This is a genomic window from Nereida ignava, assembly GCF_001049735.1.
Classification (GTDB): Bacteria; Pseudomonadota; Alphaproteobacteria; order Rhodobacterales; family Rhodobacteraceae; genus Nereida; species Nereida ignava.
On record NZ_CVPC01000013.1, the window covers coordinates 95368 to 116688 of the forward strand.

Annotated in this window: 19 protein-coding genes; 8 read left to right on the forward strand and 11 right to left on the reverse strand. The window is 55.3% G+C overall.

Annotation, left to right across the window (positions count from 1 at the left end):
• Positions 1 to 44 precede the first annotated feature (44 nt).
• Both NIG5292_RS11085 and ptsP read left to right on the forward strand, forming a co-directional pair.
• Positions 45 to 1280 (forward strand): aspartate kinase, encoded by a 1236-nt coding sequence (locus NIG5292_RS11085; RefSeq protein WP_048599605.1) that lies wholly within the window; start codon positions 45 to 47, stop codon positions 1278 to 1280.
• Between the two features lie 167 nt (positions 1281 to 1447).
• Positions 1448 to 3691, forward strand: a complete 2244-nt coding sequence (gene ptsP / locus NIG5292_RS11090; protein WP_048599606.1) for a phosphoenolpyruvate--protein phosphotransferase — start codon at positions 1448 to 1450, stop codon at positions 3689 to 3691.
• Here the strand turns inward: ptsP and NIG5292_RS11095 are convergent.
• Positions 3688 to 4182: a GNAT family N-acetyltransferase gene (locus NIG5292_RS11095; RefSeq protein WP_048599607.1), complete on the reverse strand. Its 495-nt coding sequence runs from the start codon at positions 4180 to 4182 to the stop codon at positions 3688 to 3690. The genes ptsP and NIG5292_RS11095 overlap by 4 nt on opposite strands.
• Positions 4183 to 4267: 85 nt before the next feature.
• Here NIG5292_RS11095 and NIG5292_RS11100 point away from each other — a divergent pair, with 85 nt between their 5' ends.
• Positions 4268 to 4888 carry a flavin reductase family protein gene (locus tag NIG5292_RS11100; protein ID WP_048599608.1) on the forward strand — a complete coding sequence of 207 codons (621 nt, stop codon included), beginning with the start codon at positions 4268 to 4270 and terminating at the stop codon, positions 4886 to 4888.
• A gap of 74 nt (positions 4889 to 4962) precedes the next feature.
• Positions 4963 to 5505 (forward strand): adenine phosphoribosyltransferase, encoded by a 543-nt coding sequence (locus tag NIG5292_RS11105; RefSeq protein ID WP_048599609.1) that lies wholly within the window; start codon positions 4963 to 4965, stop codon positions 5503 to 5505.
• Between the two features lie 30 nt (positions 5506 to 5535).
• Here the strand turns inward: NIG5292_RS11105 and NIG5292_RS11110 are convergent, their stop codons facing one another.
• From NIG5292_RS11110 to coxB, 10 genes are all read right to left on the reverse strand, one after another.
• Positions 5536 to 6960 (reverse strand): FAD-binding oxidoreductase, encoded by a 1425-nt coding sequence (locus NIG5292_RS11110; RefSeq protein WP_048599610.1) that lies wholly within the window; start codon positions 6958 to 6960, stop codon positions 5536 to 5538.
• A gap of 125 nt (positions 6961 to 7085) precedes the next feature.
• Positions 7086 to 7676, reverse strand: coding sequence for a GNAT family N-acetyltransferase (locus NIG5292_RS11115; RefSeq protein WP_048599611.1), 591 nt, complete (start codon positions 7674 to 7676; stop codon positions 7086 to 7088).
• On the reverse strand, positions 7676 to 8935 hold the full coding sequence (locus NIG5292_RS11120; RefSeq protein ID WP_048599612.1) for a M16 family metallopeptidase: 1260 nt from the start codon (positions 8933 to 8935) through the stop codon (positions 7676 to 7678). The genes NIG5292_RS11115 and NIG5292_RS11120 overlap by 1 nt, the downstream gene beginning before the upstream one ends.
• On the reverse strand, positions 8936 to 10318 hold the full coding sequence (thrC, locus tag NIG5292_RS11125) for a threonine synthase (protein ID WP_048599613.1): 1383 nt from the start codon (positions 10316 to 10318) through the stop codon (positions 8936 to 8938).
• Positions 10315 to 11004: an SURF1 family protein gene (locus NIG5292_RS11130; protein ID WP_048599614.1), complete on the reverse strand. Its 690-nt coding sequence runs from the start codon at positions 11002 to 11004 to the stop codon at positions 10315 to 10317. The genes thrC and NIG5292_RS11130 overlap by 4 nt, the downstream gene beginning before the upstream one ends.
• 77 nt (positions 11005 to 11081) lie before the next feature.
• Entirely contained in the window at positions 11082 to 11882 is an 801-nt protein-coding gene (locus NIG5292_RS11135) for a cytochrome c oxidase subunit 3 (RefSeq protein WP_048599615.1), read from the reverse strand.
• Between the two features lie 21 nt (positions 11883 to 11903).
• Positions 11904 to 12506: a cytochrome c oxidase assembly protein gene (locus tag NIG5292_RS11140; protein ID WP_048599668.1), complete on the reverse strand. Its 603-nt coding sequence runs from the start codon at positions 12504 to 12506 to the stop codon at positions 11904 to 11906.
• A gap of 5 nt (positions 12507 to 12511) precedes the next feature.
• Positions 12512 to 12706, reverse strand: a complete 195-nt coding sequence (locus NIG5292_RS11145) for a cytochrome c oxidase system small membrane protein (RefSeq protein WP_048599616.1) — start codon at positions 12704 to 12706, stop codon at positions 12512 to 12514.
• The gene (gene cyoE, locus NIG5292_RS11150; RefSeq protein WP_048599617.1) at positions 12706 to 13650 is read right to left on the reverse strand and encodes a heme o synthase; all 945 of its coding nucleotides are present in this window, start codon (positions 13648 to 13650) and stop codon (positions 12706 to 12708) included. The genes NIG5292_RS11145 and cyoE overlap by 1 nt, the downstream gene beginning before the upstream one ends.
• A gap of 75 nt (positions 13651 to 13725) precedes the next feature.
• Positions 13726 to 14646, reverse strand: a complete 921-nt coding sequence (gene coxB / locus NIG5292_RS11155) for a cytochrome c oxidase subunit II (protein WP_048599618.1) — start codon at positions 14644 to 14646, stop codon at positions 13726 to 13728.
• A gap of 194 nt (positions 14647 to 14840) precedes the next feature.
• On the opposite strand from coxB, the gene tldD reads away from it, so the two are divergent.
• The 4 genes from tldD to NIG5292_RS11175 all read left to right on the forward strand — a co-directional run bounded on the left by tldD (position 14841) and on the right by NIG5292_RS11175 (position 21321).
• Positions 14841 to 16262 carry a metalloprotease TldD gene (gene tldD, locus NIG5292_RS11160; RefSeq protein WP_048599619.1) on the forward strand — a complete coding sequence of 474 codons (1422 nt, stop codon included), beginning with the start codon at positions 14841 to 14843 and terminating at the stop codon, positions 16260 to 16262.
• 103 nt (positions 16263 to 16365) lie between these two features.
• On the forward strand, positions 16366 to 17589 hold the full coding sequence (dprA, locus tag NIG5292_RS11165; RefSeq protein WP_074842110.1) for a DNA-processing protein DprA: 1224 nt from the start codon (positions 16366 to 16368) through the stop codon (positions 17587 to 17589).
• 160 nt (positions 17590 to 17749) lie between these two features.
• On the forward strand, positions 17750 to 20362 hold the full coding sequence (gene topA, locus NIG5292_RS11170; RefSeq protein ID WP_048599620.1) for a type I DNA topoisomerase: 2613 nt from the start codon (positions 17750 to 17752) through the stop codon (positions 20360 to 20362).
• Between the two features lie 263 nt (positions 20363 to 20625).
• The gene (locus NIG5292_RS11175) at positions 20626 to 21321 is read left to right on the forward strand and encodes a CoA transferase subunit A (protein WP_048599621.1); all 696 of its coding nucleotides are present in this window, start codon (positions 20626 to 20628) and stop codon (positions 21319 to 21321) included.

The window sequence follows — 21321 nt, forward strand, 5'->3', positions numbered from 1 at the left end:
CCATGGCATAAACGACGCCCAACATCAGACAAAGGGCGCACAATATGCCGACATTGGTAATGAAGTTTGGCGGCACATCAGTCGCAAACCCTGATCGTATCAAACGCGCAGCCAAACGCGTGGGCGTTGAAGTTGCCAAAGGGTACAACGTGATCGTGATCGTCAGCGCGATGTCTGGCAAAACCAACGAACTTGTTGGTTGGGTAAACGAAATATCGCCCCTCTATGACGCCCGTGAATATGATGCAGTTGTGGCATCAGGCGAGTTGGTGACAGCTGGCCTAATGGCGCTGACACTACAGGAAATGGACGTGCCCGCACGCAGCTGGCAGGGCTGGCAAGTGCCCGTAAAGACCACCTCTGCGCACGCTTCGGCGCGCATTGAGGAAATCCCTACAGACAACATCGTGCGGACATTCGAAAACGGCATGAAGGTTGCGGTTGTCGCAGGTTTCCAAGGCATCAGCCCCGAAGGCCGCGTCACAACTTTAGGCCGTGGCGGCTCTGACACAACGGCCGTGGCTTTTGCTGCTGCATTCGGCGCAGAGCGGTGCGATATCTACACAGACGTCGATGGCGTCTATACCACAGACCCGCGCGTATCTGACAAAGCGCGCAAACTCGACAAAATCGCATTTGAAGAGATGCTCGAGCTGGCCTCACAGGGCGCAAAAGTTCTTCAGACACGCTCTGTTGAATTGGCGATGCGCTACAAAGTTAAGCTGCGCGTGTTATCAAGTTTTGAAGAACAATCAGATCAAGCAGGCACTCTTGTCTGCGATGAGGAGGAAATCATGGAATCCAACGTAGTCTCCGGCGTGGCGTTTAGCCGTGATGAAGCCAAAATGACCCTCATCTCGGTCGCCGATCGCCCTGGCATCGCCGCTGCCATTTTTGGCCCGCTGGCCGAAGCAGGCATCAACGTCGATATGATCGTGCAAAACATCTCGGAAGAGGGCCGCACGGACATGACGTTCTCGTGCCCCGTTGATCACGTGGCGCGCGCCGATCAAGCCCTTCAGGAAGCCAAATCATCAGGCAGCATCAACTACCAAGAGCTGATCGCTGATAAAGACGTGGCCAAGCTGAGTGTCGTTGGCATCGGGATGCGAAGCCACGCAGGTGTAGCCGCTAAAATGTTTGCGGCCCTTCAAGCCGAAGGCGTAAACATCAAGGTCATCACCACATCCGAGATCAAAATCTCTGTTCTGATTGATCGCAAATACATGGAACTGGCTGTCCAAGCGCTTCATGATGCGTTTGAGTTGGAAAAAGCCTAAACGCTAGGCCGTGTAATGCCCTGTTTGTGCTGCATTTTTAACCACTTCGCTTTGCAGCGCTTACAATTTCAGACGGGCTTAGCGCTAACTTGATGACCGGCGGGTAAAATACAGGTATGACACCATTATGGCGCCAGCTAAGGCGTCCTAAAAGTGGTTGAATACGGGTGTCACAAACTTCTGAGAGCGAAAGCCGCAAGCTGCTTGGCGCACTGCGCGACACTATGGCCAGCGACCGCGCCGGCCAAGCGCGCATGGACGACATTACTCAACTGATTGCCCAAAGCATGGGCACAGACGTGTGCTCTATCTACCTGTTTTGCGACGATGACACCCTTGAGCTTTGCGCCACACAGGGCCTGAACGCCGAAGCTGTCCACCAAACCCGTATGCGACTTGGTGAGGGGCTTGTAGGCCGCGTGGCGCGCACCAAACGTCTGGTCAATACCGACAACGCGCCACAACAACGTGGTTTTCGCTATATGCCCGAAACTGGCGAAGAGGTCTTTTCCGGCTTTCTGGGCGTGCCAATCCAACGGTTGGGCGAAGTATTGGGCGTGTTGGTCGTTCAGTCGCGCCAAACCCGTGAATACACCGCCGACGAGATCTATGGCCTTGAGGTTGTGGCCATGGTGCTTGCAGAAATGACAGAGCTTGGCGCGTTTGTCAGCGACGAGACCGGCGTGGGCGCGCTGCACCAGCGCGCCGTTATGTTCCGTGGATCAGTGGGCCAAGAAGGTGCCGCCGCGGGACAAGTTTATCTGCACGAACCCCGGGTTGTTGTCACAAACCCCGTGGCCGATGACCCAGAGGCAGAGCACAAACGCCTCAACGATGCCGTTGAGACATTGCGCATGTCCGTTGACGAAATGCTGACTGGAGCCGGAACCGGCGACAAAGAACAAAAACAGGTCCTTGAGGCCTACCGGATGTTTGCCAACTCAAAGGGCTGGCTGCGCCGGATGGATGAAGACATCGAACTTGGCCTGTCCGCCGAAGCCGCAGTTGAAAAAGAACAATCCGCCGCCCGTACCAGGATGAACGAGGTCACCGACGCCTATCTACGCGAACGGCTGCAAGACCTTGATGACCTATCCAACCGCCTTCTGCGAATTCTAACTGGCCAAGGCGCGGACACCGGCGCTGAAATGCCAGAGCACCCTGTGCTTGTGGCGCGCAATATAGGTCCGGGCGAGTTGCTTGAATATGGGCGCAAGCTGCGTGCGATTGTCCTTGAAGAAGGCAGCGTCGGCAGCCATGCAGGGATCGTTGCGCGCGCGCTGGCAATCCCACTGGTGATACAGGCCAAGGGCGTCACGACAGAGGCGCTTAACGGTGATCAAATCCTTGTGGACGGAGAACAGGGCATTGTGCACTTGCGCCCCGAGGACACAGTTACCACCGCGTTCAAAGATAAAATCGCGATGCTCGCCAAAGCGCAGGACCGCTACACTGACATTCGCCACAAGCCAGCCACCGCTTTGTGCGGCACAACCATTTCGCTGCAAATGAACGCAGGGCTTATGGCCGATTTGCCAAGCCTTGAGAATTCCGGTGCAGAGGGCGTGGGCCTTTTTCGGACAGAATTACAGTTTCTTGTACGCAACCAATTCCCCCGCCGATCAGAGTTGGCCAGCTTGTATGGCCGCGTACTTGATGCGGCTCAGGGCAAGCGCGTTGTGTTCCGCACGCTTGATATCGGCTCTGACAAAGTTCTGCCCTATATGAAGCCGCAAGACGAACCAAACCCTGCATTAGGGTGGCGCGCGATCCGTGTGGGGCTTGATAAGCCGGGCGTCTTGAGGATGCAGTTGCAAGCACTTTTGCGCGCTGCAAACGGCCGCGCACTCACCGTTATGTTCCCCTTTGTGGCCCAATACGAAGAGTTCACCCAAGCCCGCGCAGCCCTGACCAAAGCGATTAAACGCGAAGAAGCGCTTGGGCATATCCTGCCCGAAAACATCGAAGTCGGCGCCATGTTGGAAACTCCGTCTCTGGCCTTTGCCCCTGATGCATTTTTTGAAGATGTGGATTTTTTATCCATTGGCGGCAATGATCTTAAGCAATTCTTCTTTGCTGCGGACCGTGAAAACGAACGCGTCCGCAAACGGTACGACAGCCTGAACGTCAGCTTTTTGTCATTCATGGAAATGATCGTAGACCGGTGCAGCAAGACGCAAACTCCCATCTCGTTTTGTGGCGAAGACGCGGGCAAACCGATTGAGGCGGTTTGCTTTGCCGCTATGGGGCTTCGCACGTTGTCGATGCGCCCCGCCTCAATTGGCCCCGTGAAATCATTGTTGATGCGGGTCAATTTGGCAGATGTGAAAAAAGTGATCGAGACTGCACGCGCCGAAGGCAAAATGTCAGTCCGTGATGATATCGCAGCCTATATCCGCAGCCTTGGCTAGGACGCGCTGTCCACTTTTTGCACCTGTCCTATGATGCCATCCCAAGCGCGCGGGACCAAAGGGAGGCCCAAGACACGTTCGGGGTTTGTTGGTGGCGGCATGGTCACATCCGTCAGCTTGCGAAAGCCGAATTTGGAATAATACGGCGCATCCCCCACCAAAATTACACGAGTCCACCCAAGGTTTTGCGCCCGCGAAAGGCTGTCGCGAATAAGCACACTTCCCAATCCCTCGCCCTGCCGTGTTGGGTGAACAGCAACTGGGCCCAGCAAAAGCGCCGTGTCACTGCCGATTTGCACAGGCCAATACCGTATCGCCCCGCCCAAAATACCCGCCTCATCACGAGCCACCAATGACAGCCCAGGCACCTGCGCCACCCCGTCACGTAGTCGGTAGGAAGAAAGCGCCTCACGGCCCGGCGCAAAGCAAAGGTCATAAAGCGCCTCTACCTCCCACCAATCGTGCTGACTTTCTTCACGTAACCCCGCCACGCTGCTCACCTTTTGCTTATCGTGCCACTGGAACTCGCCCTATCATGCAGGTTAACGTGGGGCAAAGCGCAAAGGTACATCAACCATGTTCTACACCCCCTCAGACGAGGCAGGCGCCGGCAGCGGGCTGGCCCATAACCCGTTCAACGCCATTGTAACCCCCCGCCCCATCGGCTGGATCAGCACCCGTGACGCAGACGGCTCGGACAACCTCGCACCTTATTCGTTTTTCAACGCGGTCGCGTACACGCCCCCTCAGGTGATGTTTTCTTCCACCAGCAGTAAGGCCGACCGTGGTGACACAAAAGACAGCGTGGCCAACATCCGTGCAAGCGGCGTGTTTTGCGTCAACATAGTTGAATTCACCGCCCGTGATGCCATGAACGCCAGCAGCGAAATGCTTCCAAAAGACGTGGATGAGTTTAAGCAAGCAGGCCTCACAAAGGAACAATGCGAAACGATTTCTTGCGCGCGCGTCGCAGGTGCGCCCGCAGCGCTTGAGTGTAAATTGACCGAAATTATCACTTTGCGCGGTGAGCATAACTTCTTGGTGCTAGGTGAAGTCACAGGGGTTCATATGCGTGATGATTGCATCGTTGATGGGCGGTTTGACATCACCACCTTCACGCCGCTGGCCCGCATGGGCTACAAAGACTACACCGCCGTCCGTGACGTTTTCACACTGACCCGCCCTGATCAAAAGTAAGCCAGTACCGTTGACATAGCGGCCGCAACGCGGTCACAAGCCAACATCCCAACGCCCGCCCAAAGGAGGCCACCATGGCCCGCTCAAACAAAACCGTCCGCGATTACATCCGCACAATCCCTGACTTTCCGCATGAAGGGATCATGTTCCGTGATGTGACCACACTTTTTGCAGACCCGCGCGGATTTCGCATTGCGATTGACCAATTGCTGCATCCTTATGCGGGCACTGACATCGACCGGATTGTGGGGCTGGAAGCGCGCGGGTTTATCCTTGGCGGTGCCATCGCCCACCAGCTTAGTGTCGGGTTTGTGCCAATCCGCAAAAAAGGCAAACTACCCGGCAAAACCCTCAGCCAAGATTACACGTTGGAGTACGGCGAAGCGACGATGGAAATCCACGATGATGCCATCCAGCCGGGCGAAAAAGTTCTGGTGGTTGATGATCTTCTGGCAACAGGCGGCACTGCTGAGGCGGGTATCAAATTGCTCGAAAAACTTGGTGCCGAGATTGTTGGCTGCGCTTTTGTAATTGATCTGCCTGATCTTGGTGGACGTGCCAAGCTTGAGGCGATGGGCGTCGACATCCACGCGCTTTGTGCATTTGAAGGCGATTGACGTCGCAAGCTGGCGCGCGGCAATAACGCTCTAGCGCGCCAACACAGCACCAGGGTTCATAATGCCTTTCGGGTCAAGCGCGTCTTTAATGGCACGCATCGTGGTCAATTTCACCGGATCGCTATAGCGCTCAAGATCAGCAACTTTGAGCCGTCCAACACCGTGCTCGGCACTCACCGACCCGCCCATGTCGTGGACAAGGTCATGGACTGTGCGTTTAATATCCTCACGCTGGTGCTCATGATCGGCTCGGCTTTTACCATCCACCGGAAAGACGTTGTAGTGAAGATTACCGTCGCCCACGTGACCAAAACAATTCACCCGAAACGATCCCAGCTGTGCAATCGCCTGATTGCCACGTTCGATAAACGCAGGGATAGCCGACAGCGGCACCGAAATGTCATGGCTGCTCACCGAACCAATCCGGCGATTTGCTTCTGGGATATTCTCGCGCAAGGCCCAAAACTGCTGCCGCTGGCTTTGTGATTGTGCAATGACGCCGTCGCTTACCAAGCCGGCCTCGCTGGCTTCGGAAAACAACGCCTCAAGTGCTGACGCAGGATTAAGACCTTGGGCCAAGCCAACGTCAATCAGCACCATCCACTCGGGCTTTTCAGCAAACGGCTGGCGCACATCTGGCAGCGTCTCAGACAAAAAATCTAGGCCCTGCTTGTGGATCAACTCAAACGCAGAGACACCGCCGCCCATACGCTTTTGCGTCATTGCAAGCAGCGATAGTGCAGCGCGCGGATCACGGACCGCCATAAACGCTGTCCCTTCTGAGGCGGGCTCAGGGTGCAGGCGCAAACACGCGGCGGTAATAATCCCAAGGGTCCCTTCGGCGCCAATCATCAGGTGACGCAGATCATAGCCAGTGTTGTTTTTGCGCAAACGCGTCAGGCCGTTCCAGATTGTGCCATCGGGCATCACGACCTCAAGGCCAAGGCAAAGATCGCGCGCATTTCCGTAGCGCAGAACATTTACGCCGCCAGCATTGGTCGACAACACGCCGCCCACCCGCGCACTGCCCTCACTGGCAAGCGAAAGCGGAAACATCAGACCTTCGGCGCGGGCGTGTGACTGAACATCCGCAAGGATCATTCCTGCTTCTACCACCATCACGCCTTCCTCCGCGTGCATGGAACGCAACGCTGTCATCCGCTCTAGGGACAAGATCAGAGGGGGCACACCGTCTTCCGCAATCTGCCCGCCAACAAGTCCCGTCCCGCCACCGTATGGAATGACCGCAACACCTGCAGCATGGGCCGCCGCAACAAGGGTCGCGACTTGCTCGGTTGTGCGCGGTTTCGCAAGCAGCCCCGCTGTGCCAGCATACCGTCCACGCGGCTCTTCAAGGTAGGATGCAGTGACAGTCGCGAACACGTCATCGGGCATTAAGGCGCGTACTTTGGCCTCAAAATCAGACGTGGCGGAAACAAGCGGTGCAATCGACATAGCGCATCCTTAAATCACGGGCGGTTGAGGCTTCATGCCATGGGGCTACCTTGGTGAAAAGGCTACAACATGGCGCGGTTGGCAACACGTGGAAACGTAGTGCAATGGCGCACAAAAGCAGCCCCTTAAGCCAGACCAATATCCGTGCGACCCCGACGGTCGCCGCGTAAATTTGCATACAGCACATGATTGCGCCAGCGTCCGTCAATTTGCAGGTAGCTTTGCGCAACACCTTCGTATTTGAAGCCCGACTTCTCTAAAACGCCCCGGGATGCTTTGTTCTCAGGCAAGCAGGCCGCCTCAAGACGGCTTAGATCAAGGGTGTTGAAAGCGTAGTGGGTCGTGGCTTCGATTGCTTCGCGCATGAACCCCTGCCGTGCCGCAGCGCGCGCCACCCAATATCCCAATGTGCCCGCCTGCGCAGGACCGCGACGGATGTTATCAAGGGTGATTGCGCCGATCAGCGCCTGATCCTCACGGCGGATCAAGAAAAGCGGCAAAGCCGTGCCTTGGGTAATCGCCCGCTGTGCCCAGTAAACCCGATTGGTAAATGCCTTGCGTGATAAGTGATCCGCCGCCCAAGTTGGTTCCCAAGGCGTTAGAAAATCATGGCTATCGCTGCGCTGTGATGCCCAAAACCGAAAATCACTATGAGCCGGTTGGCGAAGGGTCATTCGCTCCGTTTCGATAATGACTTTGCGTTTTGATCTCAGCATCAGGCGGCCAGTCGCGCCTTTAGTTGCTCAAGGTGCGGCGCTTGCTCAACAGGACCATAAAGCGCCATCGCGCTGCGGGCCGTCACAAGGTTTTCAGCGAAATCTTTGACATCTCCCGTGGTGACCGCATCAATCCGCTCAACAGCCTCATCCAGCTGCGGGATACGGTCCCAGATTGACATCATCCGCGCCAAACGTTCGCAGCGCGCAGATGGGCTTTCAAGCCCCATCAGCATCCCTGCCTTCATCTGCGCACGGGCACGCGCCACTTCTTCTGGGGTCATATCGCTGGCGGCGCGTTTCATCTCGTCCATGGTCAGAGCAGCAAGATCCCCGATTTGCTCAGCGCTTGTACCGGCGTAAATCGTCATCAAGCCCGTGTCCGCATAGGCGCCCGCTTGACTGAAAATCGTATAGCACAAACCGCGCTTTTCACGGATTTCTTGGAACAGGCGGCTCGACATGCCACCCCCGAATGCCGTGGCAAATATCTGGGCCGTGTAGATCTGCGGATCGCGGTAGTCCGGCCCTTCCAAAGCCAGGGCGAAGTGCACCTGCTCAAGGGATTTCAACTCGCGCCGCTCTCCACCTTCAAAACGCGCAGCGTCTGATTGAATTGACGGTGCGGCGGGTAAATGGCCGAACATTTCTTCTGCACGGCGAACAAGATCATCATGATCCACGGCACCAGCGGCAGCCAAAATCATCTGACCGGGGCCGTAGTGCTGTGCCACGAATTGCGCCAAATCATCACGGCTAAAGCTTTGAACCCGCTCAACAGGACCCAAAATTGTTCGCCCGATCGCTTGGTCAGGATAAGCCTCTTCTTGCAACCAATCGAACACGATATCGTCCGGTGTGTCCAACGACTGGCCGATCTCTTGCAAAATCACACCTCGTTCGACCTCAATTTCAGCAGGGTCAAAAACAGGGTTGAGAACAATATCGCCAATCACATCAAGCGCCAGCGGCACATCGTTTTCCAACACGCGGGCATAGTAGGCCGTCATCTCGCGGCTGGTATATGCGTTGATATAGCCACCCACGTCTTCAATCGCCTCAGCGATTTGCAACGCGCTGCGCCGCTTGGTGCCTTTGAAGGCCATATGTTCAAGAAAATGCGCGATGCCATTTTGCGGCAGCGTTTCATTGCGACCGCCCGCTTGCACCCAAATGCCGATAGACGCGCTTTTCAGCCCCTCCATATGCTCTGTTACAATGCGAAAGCCGTTGGACAAGCGATGGGTTTGAACACTCACTTAGATACGATCCTTGATGATGGTCTTGATGTCAGAGACGCCGCCAGTCACGCGGGTGATACGCTCGTCGCGCTCAAATAGATCCGCCATACGCGCGGGCAACGCAGGAAACACACCGCTGGCCGCCTCGACTGCGTTTGGGAATTTCGCTGGATGTGCAGTGGCCAAAGTAATCATCGGCGTAGCACCCAAATGCCCTTCTGCGACATGCACACCAACAGCTGAATGTGGGCACAGCAATTCACCATGATCCGCATGATAGCGCGTAATGGCCGCCGCAGTTTCACCTTCGGACGCGCGGCCAGACGCAAATGTATCGCGCAGCGCCGAAATCGCCCCTTGGCTGACAGTAAACGCACCGCTTTGCTTTAACTCATCCATTTGTTGAGCAATCGCAGCGCCGTCGCTTCCATAGGCATAATAAAGCGCGCGTTCAAAGTTCGAGCTGACCTGAATATCCATGGACGGGCTGATCGAGGGCTTCACGCCTTCGGTGCTGTAAACGCCTGTCTCAAGAGTACGGTGCAGGATGTCGTTTTGGTTGGTTGCGATGGCCAGTTTGTCGATGGTTAGGCCCATCTGTTTGGCAATATAGCCGGCAAAAATGTCGCCAAAGTTACCAGTGGGCACTGTAAAGCTAACCTCACGGTGCGGCGCACCAAGGCTCACAGCACTGGAGAAGTAGTATACAACTTGCGCCAGCACACGCGCCCAGTTGATTGAGTTGACCCCAGCAAGGCGGACGTCATCGCGGAAATCAAAGTCGTTGAACATGTCCTTCACGGCCGCTTGGCACGTGTCGAAATCCCCATCGACCGCCAAGGCATGGACATTGGCCTCTGACGGCGTTGTCATCTGGCGGCGCTGCACATCAGACACACGGCCATGCGGGTACAAAATAAACAGATCAACCGCTTCAAGCCCGCGGAAGGCCTCCATCGCAGCTGAACCCGTGTCACCAGATGTTGCACCCACAATCGTGACCCGCTCCCCATTACGCTTGAGCGCGAATTCAAACATCTGACCGATCAGCTGCATGGCGAAATCTTTGAATGCCAAGGTTGGCCCGTGAAATAGCTCAAGCAAGAAATGGTTCGGCGCAACCTGCACCAAAGGCGCGCGCGCAGCATGACCGAAACCTGCATAAGCCTTTGCGATCAGGTCCGCGAATTTTTCGTCTGTGAACGTGTCACCGGTAAATGGACGCATGACACGGAAGGCGATTTCCTCATAACTCAGGCCCGCCATTGCCGCGATGTCAGCTTTTGAGAATGTCGGGATGGTCTCGGGAAGATACAATCCGCCATCACGCGCAAGACCAGTAAGCATCGCCTGTTCGAACGTCAAAACAGGCGCATTGCCACGGGTTGAATGGTACTTCATGTATCTCGCCTTTCGTCAGTCCTGCGCGTCATACGCCACACCACAAAGCCTGTCATCCCCAACCACACAATTGCCAGCGAAAACCACGTGATTGCGTAGCTAAGGTGATCATTGGGAATCGCATCACTTGAAACCGGCAGCGGCGAAACAGCTGGATCAGTTGGGGCTACTGCGCGCGCAATCACCAAAACAGGACGCGTGTTTAGCGCCTTGGCCATGGCATCAACGTCGCGTGCAAACCAGATGTTCTTGGCCAAATCCGGCTCGGGCGTATAGCCATCAACTTCTGATGGCCAATGCAGATTACCCTCAACCGCCACATCACCTGTCAAACGGGGCGCTTGGTCATCCAATAAAGACTGAAAACCACGGTCGATCATGATGCGACCTGCGGATGTCTCAAGCACAGCGATATGGCGATACCCGGCGCCCACCTGCTTTTGGCTGACCAACACGCGCAAATGCTCACCAGTATAATTGCCGCTCACTTGGACAGGCGCGAAACGGTCACGCGCAGGATCGGGTGTTTGAGGCAACTCGGAAACAGGGCCCGCGATGCGCGCATCAATCTCGGCCAGCACGCCTTCTTTCCACGCAAGGCGGTTCATCTGCCAATTGCCCAAACTCAAAAGGATCGCAATCCCTACAAAGCCCAAAACCAAAATCCCGATGATCTTGCCGCGCATGCTGTTCTCCCAAATCAAACGCAAAAGGCGCGAGGATAACCCCGCGCCTTTGTATCAATATCGCAAATCGCGAGGGGTTAGGCGCCCCAAACGTAGACGGCTGCAAACAGGAACAACCATACCACGTCTACAAAGTGCCAATACCAAGCAGCAGCTTCAAAACCCACGTGCTTTTCTTGTGTGAAGTGACCGCGTTGCAGGCGGATCAAACACACCAGCAAGAAGATCGTACCGACAACAACGTGGAAACCATGAAAGCCAGTCGCCATGAAGAAGTTCGCGCCATAGATGTTACCCGCAAAGCCAAAAGACGCGTGGGTGTACTCATACACTTGGAAAGCAGTGAAGATCAGGCCGAGCACTACCGCAAGGATCAGACCGTTTTTCATGTCTTTACGGTTGTTTTCGTGCACAAGAGCGTGGTGCGCCCAAGTTGCCGCCGCACCTGAACACAGCAGGATCAGCGTGTTGATAAGCGGCAAGTGCCACGGGTCGAATGTCTCAATCCCTGCGGGTGGCCAAACACCATCAACCGCAGGGGACATTGGGCCCATGGGGTACATCGCGTGTTTGAAGAAAGACCAGAACCACGCCGCGAAGAACATAACTTCGGACATGATAAAGAAGATAAAACCATAGCGCAGGCCAATAATAACGACCGGAGTGTGATCACCCGCTTGGCTTTCCGCAACAGTGTCTGCCCACCAAGCAAACATGGTGTAGAGCACGCCGACGAGGCCGATTAGAAAGAGCCAAGGACCGCTTTCGTGCATCCACAAAACAGCACCAAAAAGCATGATGAAGCCAGTGACCGAGCCGATGAAGGGCCACACACTGGGAGGCAAAACGTGATAATCGTGGTTTTTGACATGGGCCATTTTGTGTCTCTTTTCCGTGTCTTATTGTAGTTGTGATGTCAGGGGTGTTTCGGGTGTTGGTTCAATCAAAGCGGCCTGCTGATCATCAGCGTCCATGCCTGTTTGATCGTCCATCATATGGAATGTGTAGGACAACGTAATCGTGTGCACATATTTGCCTTCGCGATCATTCACGATGTCAGGATCAACGTAAAAGTTGACCGGCATCGACATACGTTCGCCGGGCTGCAAAATCTGCTCCTCAAAACAAAAGCAGTGAATTTTGCTGAAATAGGCACCAGCAGCATACGGCGCCACGTTGTAGCTTGCCGTGCCGCGGATTGGTTTATCGGTCGGATTGTAAGCCTCGTAGAAGGCCATGCCGTCTTGACCGATTTTCAGCTCCATCTGGCGCTGCTCCGGTTTAAACTCCCACGGCATATCCCGTGCTGTTGATGCGTCAAACCGCACCTTGATCGTCTGATCTAACACGCCTTCGGTGTTGCCCGTGCTGGCGTTTGTGGTGCCACCGTAGCCGGTCACACGGCAGAACAAATCATAGAGCGGCACAGAGGCCCACGCCAAAGCGCCCATAATCACGACAACGCCGACCAGCTTCTTTGCCGTGTTCAACTTTGAAGTCATTTCGGTCACTTAGCATCTCCCTCGGTTGTGACAGACAGACGAACAGCATGGTCAAACCCCTCAAGGCTGCTGCCTCCAGTGATTTTTACATAAGTCAGGCCAAAAACAATCGCGATCAGCCCCACCAAAACCAGTGCTACAGCACCATTGCGGCCCGAGCGGCGCGTGTGAAGTTCGTGTTCTTGACGGAAATACCCCATTACCAGCCTCCCAAACCGTATGGTGCCAGCATCACTTCCAGCAACAGCGCGCCAAAGTGGGCAAAAAGGTAATAAAGCGAGACTTTAAAGACTGATTTCTCAACTTTGTATTTGTCTGCTTCGGCCTGCGCCTCATCGCGGCGCCAGATGTCATAGGCACCCTTGAGGAACCATATATTAAAGAACAGCGCCACAGCCAAATAAACTGGCCCGCCAATGCTGGTGAACGCAGTTCCTACAGCAACGGGGAACAGCAGCAGGGTGTAAAAAAGAACATGGATGCGGGTGGATTTGCGCCCGTGGGTCACGGTCAGCATTGGTACACGCGCATCGTCGTAATCAGTCTTCATGAACAGTGCCAGCGCCCAGAAATGTGGCGGTGTCCACATGAAGATGATCGCGAACATCAGTACCGCTTCAAGACTTACCGAACCCGTCGCAACCACCCAGCCAATCATCGGAGGAAACGCGCCAGCTGCGCCGCCAATCACGATGTTTTGCGGCGTCGCGCGTTTGAGCCACATTGAATATATGACCGCATAGAAGAAAATAGTGAAAGCCAGCAAACCAGCCGCCACGGCGTTTGTCGCCAACCACAGCAAGACGACCGAAAAGCCCGAAAGCGCCAGACCCACGGCCAGAGCTTCGCCCGGCGTTACTTTGCCAGCCGGAATAGGGCGGCGGGCGGTGCGTTTCATGACACTATCGATATCCGCGTCCCACCACATGTTCAGCGAGCCGGATGCACCCGCACCAATTGCGATAAACAAAATGGCACAAAAGCCAATGAAGGGGTGCACGCTTACAGGCGCGACCAACAAACCAACGAGTGCCGTGAAAACAACGAGCGACATCACCCGCGGCTTCATCAGCGCGAAGTAGTCGCGGAACTCTGCCTCACCCGGAACGGGCTTTGCAGCTGTTTGCAGACTAGCGTCGGTCATTAGGTGGTCCCTTCGTTAAAGGGTCGAACCAACCGTTCGACCCTAACCGCCCCCCTACGAAAGGAGGGCAGAGAGTTACTTAGAAGCGATCTGGTAGTTACCAGTGGTGACAGGTGCGATGCCGGCATACTCTTCTTTCGCAGACACAAGCCACGCCTCGTATTCTGCTTCTGAAACCACTTTTACAGTGATCGGCATGTAAGCGTGGTCTTTACCACACAGCTCTGAACATTGGCCAAAGTAGATACCTTCTTTTTCTGCCTTGAACCACAGTTGCGCGAGACGGCCCGGAACCGCATCTTGCTTCACGCCAAATGCGGGGATCGTCCATGAGTGGATCACATCCGCACCCGTCACGGTCATCACGACGGTTTTGTTCACAGGCACAACAACTTGCGTGTCAGTGGCCAACAACCATTCGCTGCGTGTGTAGCCGTACTCAGCAAGCATTTCTTCCATCGCTGCATCAAGGATGTAGGGTTGCACGCCGTTGGCTTCGCCTGCATCGGTCACGGTGGCGGGCTGGCCGATCATGTAGCTGTCGAATGCAAAACCTTCATCCACATACTCATAGCCCCAGAACCACTGGTAGCCTGTCACTTTGATGTTAATATCTGCCTCTGGAATAACTTGTTGCTTGAACAAGACAGGCAGGGAGAACGCGCCGATGAAGACCAAAACGATGATTGGCACAACGGTCCACGCAACTTCCAAAGGTGAATTATGTGTGAATGTCGCAGGCTCGGGGTTGCGGCGGCGGTTGTAGCGCACAGCGACTGCTACCAGCAAACCAGTTACGAAAAGCACAATAACCGCGATGATCACGTTGATCATACCGTCCAACCACTGAAGGTCCCGCGCAAGTTCTGTTGCTGCGAATTGAAAGCCTGTGCCGCCCTCAACCGGTGCGCCGCGCACCACTTCTGAGTCCTGGGCCAATGCTGGCCCTGCCACGAACGCGGCAAAAGAGGCCGCCATGAAGGTCGAAAAACGCATTATATCTGCTTCCCGTTGTCTTAAGACGGTCTGTCCCGTCTGGTCCACTTCCACGCGTCAGCTACCGATCGCATGGAATCCAATTGTATTCTGAACGCTTAAAACCATATCCTGAATATAATCTCAAGATTTCGCGTTGCGGCAAACGGACGCTTTTTTGACCCAGATCAAATATTTCACACGTAGGGATGCTTATGACTGACGCGCTTTTTCGCCCTTTTGAAACAGCTTTAGACGCAAATGCAGCGCTTTCGCAGCTGCAAACCGCTACCGCAGGCGCCGATGACGGCGAACTTTTTCTGGAACGCTCCTGCACTGAAGCCATCGTTTTTGATGACGGCCGCGTGAAAAACGCCTCCTATAATGGGTCAGAGGGATTCGGGCTGCGCGCGGTTCGCGGAGAAGTGGCAGGCTACGCACATAGTTCTGAAATCTCTGAGGCTGCCATAGCGCGCTGTGTTGAAACCGCCCGCTTGGCCGTTGGTGAAGGCGGTGGCGTATTGGCCGATGCACCCGCAGGGACCAACAAAAAGCTCTACACGGATGAAAACCCACTCGACGGGATCGCGTTTGCGGCAAAAGTAGACACGTTGGCCGAGATTGACGCCTTTGCCCGCGCTCTTGATCCCCGCATCGTACAAGTCAGCGCAACCCTATCGGCCTCGTTTCAAGAAGTCGAAATCATGCGCCCTGATGGGGCCATCACCCGTGATGCCCGCCCCATGGCACGGCTCAACATCTCGGTGATCGTAGAAGACCAAGGACGTCGCGAGAGCGGCGGTGTTGGCGGTGGCGGGCGCTATCTTATGGACGGGCTTATTGATCCGAACCACTGGCAACCCATGGTTCGTGAGGCGTTGCGCGTCGCCCTAGTCAACCTTGATGCGGTGCCCGCACCCGCTGGCATTATGGATGTGGTTCTGGGCAACGGCTGGCCCGGGATTTTGCTTCATGAGGCCGTGGGCCACGGACTTGAAGGGGACTTTAACCGCAAAGGTGCCTCTGCTTTTGCGGGGCTCATGGGCCAACAAATCGCGGCGAAAGGCGTGACAGTTCTTGATGACGGCACCATCCCTGATCGTCGCGGCTCAATCACAGTTGATGATGAAGGCACGCCATCAGCCAAGAACGTCCTCATCGATGACGGTATTCTGGTCGGCTACATGCAAGACCGCCAAAACGCCCGTTTGGTGGGGGTTGAACCCACGGGCAACGGTCGCCGTCAATCGCATGCACACATCCCCATGCCGCGAATGACCAACACATATATGCTGGGCGGCGATACGGCCCCCGGGGATTTGGTGGCGGACCTTAAAGACGGCATCTATGCGGTGGGCTTTGGCGGCGGCCAAGTGGACATTACGAACGGCAAATTTGTTTTCTCATGTACCGAAGCCTACCGCGTGCGAAACGGCATTGTGGGCGAGGCTGTCAAAGGTGCGACCCTTATTGGCGACGGCGCAACGGCAATGAAACAAATTCGCGGCATCGGTAATGACATGGCCCTTGATCCGGGCATGGGCTCTTGCGGCAAACAGGGACAATGGGTGCCCGTAGGTGTGGGACAGCCCAGCTTGATGATTGGCGGCCTGACAGTGGGCGGGTCGGCCACATAAGTGGACATATTCGGCACAATGTGGTCTACACAACTTTAAGGCGAGTAATACTCCGTTAACCCGTTCGCGGTAGATGTGATTCTGTAAGCTGACGGAGCGACCGTTGAACGAAGACACCCCTTCTTCCACTCACCCCCTACTCCCACCCACCACGGAAGAACATCGCATCGCGTGGCTCCGTCTCTTACGCTCTCGTCGGGTTGGTATTGCCACGTTCTACCGGCTGATGGGCGAACATGGTGATGCTCAATCTGCGCTCGACGCGCTTCCTGATATTGCTGGTGCAGCCGGAGTGCGTGGATACGTTGCGTGCCCCAAACAAGTAGTGCTTGCCGAAATTGCTGCCGCTAAGCGCGCAGGGGCAACATTGCTTACCGTAGCAGACGCCGCCTACCCCGCGCACCTTAAAGCAATCGCCGATGCCCCACCGGTTCTTTGGGCATTGGGCAATTTAGACGCACTGCACCCCCCTTGCGTCGCCATGGTTGGATCGCGAAACGCATCTTCGCTTGGGGTACGTCTTGCCTCAAAAATTGCAGGCGAGTTGGTTGAAGCCGGCATCACAATTGTCTCAGGACTTGCGCGCGGGATTGATACTGCCGCCCACCAAAGTGCCCTTGATGCGGGCAGCCGCCACTCAGGTGGACAAACCATTGCCGTCCAAGCGGGCGGCGTTGACTATATATACCCAACCGAAAACGCGCAGCTTCATCACGATATTGCCATGCGCGGTCTGCGACTCTCTGAAATGCTAATGGGCCTTGGGCCAACCGCACGCCATTTTCCACGCCGCAACCGTATTATCAGCGGCTTGGCGCAGGCTGTGATTGTGGTTGAGGCCGCCGCAAAGTCCGGCAGCTTGATCACCGCCCGCAACGCCGCCGATCAAGGCCGCGATGTGTTGGCCGTGCCCGGTCACCCCTTTGATGCACGCGCGTCCGGCTGCAACATTTTACTGCGTGATGGGGCTACTTTAATTCGTAACGCCGCCGACGTGTTAGAAGTTCTTGGTGCGCAACAGACTGCGCCACAACCGCAAACTACAAGTACGCAAAATAGTCTCACGCTGACAAACTCAGCCACGTCACACACGCGCGTCAGCACCGCATCAACGCCCAAACCAACGACGCAAGATTTGCATGCTCAAATCCTTTCACGGCTCGGGCCAACTCCTGCCGCACAAGATCAGATAACCCGCGCTGTCGCACACAACCAAGACCATCATGATCCAGCTCAGATCGGCGCAGCCCTGCTGGAGCTTGAGATCGAAGGTCATATCATCCGTCACCATGGGGGAATGATATCTACGCCTCCTGACCGGCTATAGGTACCGCAAACCACGCGCCTGTTCATGTGATGTTAACGTTAGGTTACCCTTGTATGAATACGGTCAGACACCGCCCATGTACGAGTTGTGTTGACAAGCACCCCCTCACCACCACATCTACGTGCGAACTTAATTTCCCTTCCGAGTCGTTAGGACCATCATGCCAGTTGTTGTTGTAGAGAGCCCCGCAAAAGCGAAAACCATCAACAGCTATCTGGGGAGCGACTACACCGTTTTGGCCAGTTACGGCCACGTGCGCGACCTGCCGCCCAAGGATGGTTCCGTTGACCCAGAGAACAATTTTGAGATGCAGTGGGAAGTCGCAAGCGCATCCAAAAAGCACGTCAAAGCAATCGCTGACGCGCTCAAAGATGATCCCAACTTGATACTTGCAACCGACCCCGACCGCGAAGGTGAAGCGATCTCTTGGCACCTTGAGGAAGCCCTGCGCAAACGCAAGATCCTCAAGAAAGATACCCCAGTTAGCCGCGTCGTGTTCAACGCAATTACCAAAACCGCCGTCACCGAAGCAATGCAGAACCCGCGCCAAGTTGACACGGAATTGGTCGAGGCATACCTCGCCCGTCGTGCGCTTGATTATCTAGTGGGTTTCAAACTGTCGCCCGTATTGTGGCGCCGCCTGCCCGGTGCAAAATCTGCGGGCCGCGTCCAATCAGTCACCCTGCGGCTGATCGTCGAGCGCGAGATGGAGATCGAGGTCTTCAAGAACCGCGAATATTGGTCAGTCAAAGCCGTGCTTGAGACACCGCGTGGAAAATCGGTTGAAGCACGCCTTACGGTTTTGGCCGGTAAGAAGCTTGATAAATTCGACATTGAAAACGCAACTCAGGCCGAATTGGCCCAACAAGCGATCAACAGCCGCGATATTTCGGTCAAGTCTGTTGAGGCCAAACCTACAAGCCGTAACCCCTCTGCCCCGTTCATGACATCGACCCTGCAACAAGAAGCGAGCCGTAAGTTTGGCATGGGCGCACGGCAAACCATGAACGCCGCTCAGCGTCTCTATGAAGCTGGTCTCATCACCTACATGCGGACCGACGGCATCGACATGGCACCCGAAGCGGTTCACGAAGCCCGCGCAGCGATCAAGACCAAGTTCGGTGATGATTTCGTCCCTGCTTCCCCGCGTATGTACAAAAACAAAGCCAAAAACGCGCAAGAAGCTCACGAATGTATCCGCCCCACAGACATGATGCGCAGCGCGGACGACATCAAAGTAACCGAGGCAGATCAGCGCAAGCTGTATGACCTGATCTACAAACGAACCATCGCCAGCCAAATGTCTGCCGCCAGAATGGAGCGCACAACCGTTGATTTTGGGAGTGCCGATGGTCAGGTCGAGTTGCGCGCTACAGGGCAAGTTGTGATTTTCGAAGGCTTCTTGAAAGTCTATGAAGAAGGCCGCGATGACGACGCTGTCGTGGATGATGACGATAAGCGCCTGCCCCAAGTGAACGAGGGCGAGGCGATGGCCAAAGCCTCTGTCACCCCCGAGCAGCACTTCACACAGCCACCGCCCCGCTATACTGAGGCAACACTGGTCAAGCGGATGGAAGAGTTGGGCATTGGCCGCCCCTCAACATACGCTTCGATCGTGACAACCATTCAGGATCGCGAATACGTGCGCAAGGACAAGAACCGCCTCTTCCCTGAAGACAAAGGCCGCTTAGTCACTGCGTTTCTGACGAATTATTTCCGCAAATACGTAGGCTACGACTACACCGCGTCTCTTGAAGAACAACTCGACCACGTAAGCGCAGGTGAAGCGGATTACAAAAAGCTGCTCGATACATTCTGGCGCGACTTCAAAGCGACGATCGATGAGGCGATGGACAACTCGATCACGGATGTGCTGGAAAAAATCAACGACGTCCTTGCACCGCATATCTTCCCAAACGAAGGCGACGGCAAAGACCCACGTCTATGTCCTAATTGTGAACAAGGCCGCTTATCCATGCGCACCGCACGTGCCGGTGGTGCGTTTATTGGCTGTTCACGATACCCCGAATGCAAATACACCCGTCCCTTCGGCCCACCGGACCCCGAGGCAGAAACAAGTGCTATCCCGCCCGAAGGTAAGTTGTTGGGTGAGGATGCAGGCGATAACATCTGGATCCACAAAGGACGCTTTGGCCCCTACGCGCAGCGCGGCGAAGTGACGGACGACAACAAAAAACCACCACGCCAATCTGTGCCCAAAGAATGGAAGCCAGAGGAGTTGGACCTTGCGACAACGGTCAAATTGCTTGCCCTGCCCCGCCTGATCGGCCCGCACCCCGAAGATGGCGTAAATGTATGGGCCAATATTGGCCGCTACGGACCATACCTCAAGCACGCCGAAACAACCTCGGACCGTGGCGGGACCAATGCCAACCTTGAGGGCCTTGATGAGGTTTGGGAAGTTGGCATGAACCGTGCGGTTCAACTGTTAGCCGAAAAAGTTGCCAGCCGCGGAGGGCGTGGCGCGCCAGCCAAAGTGCTAAAGGATTTAGGCGATCACCCCGACGGCGGGAACATCTCAATCCGCGAGGGTAAATATGGTCCCTATATCAAGTGGGAGAAAGTAAACGCGACCATTCCCAAAGAGACCAACGCCGAAGATGTGAACATCGATATGGCGCTTGAATGGATTGCCGAAAAAGAGGCCAAAAAAGGCACGAAGAAACGCGCGCCAGCGAAAAAGAAAGCTCCGGCGAAGAAGGCTGCGGCGAAAAAACCTGCTGCCAAAAAGAAAGCAGCCCCTAAAAAGTAATTGAAAGCCGCCAGCCTAACCTCGGGTTTGGCGGCTTCATTTTATCTGGTGCTCACGCAGTCAGGTGTTCGTGCCGCTTCAATTCATTTCTTTGCTGCATTTATGAACTACGCAGCTCCGGCAACTCAACTCCTCAACTCCTCAACTCCTCAACTCCTCAACTCCTCAACTCAAATTGCAACCGGTTGCAGTTTATGCTGCAAGTGCATTGACTCTCTGCTGCTAGACGCTTTCTATAAGATAGAAATTTAGAGGGCGGTTTGATGAAGAAGATCTATCCAGACGCGGCGAGTGCTCTTGAGGGTGTTTTGCGCGACGGCATGTTTATTGCGGCCGGCGGGTTCGGGTTGTGCGGCATTCCCGAGTCGCTGTTGCAGGCAATCAAGGAGGCGGGCACCAAAGATTTGACCTTTGCATCCAACAACGCCGGCGTTGATGATTTTGGCATCGGGATTTTGCTGCAAACCCGTCAGGTCAAGAAAATGATCTCGTCCTACGTTGGTGAAAACGCCGAATTTATGCGCCAATACCTGTCCGGTGAGTTAGAGTTGGAGTTTAACCCCCAAGGCACTTTGGCGGAACGGATGCGCGCGGGCGGCTGTGGTATTCCCGGATTTTACACCAAAACTGGCGTAGGCACCGTGATTGCAGGAGGCAAAGACCACCGCGATTTTGGCGGAGAAACCTACATAATGGAGGAAGGCATTTTTGCCGATCTGTCCATCGTGAAGGCATGGAAAGCTGATGAAACTGGCAATGCGATATTCCGCAAAACAGCGCGTAACTTTAATCCGCCAGCAGCTATGTGCGGCAAGATATGTGTGCTGGAAGTGGAAGAGATTGTGCCCGTCGGCAGCCTTGACCCCGACCACATCCACCTTCCCGGCATTTACGTGCACCGCTTGATCCAAGGCGAGCATGAAAAGCGGATTGAGCAACGAACCGTGAGGAGCGCATAA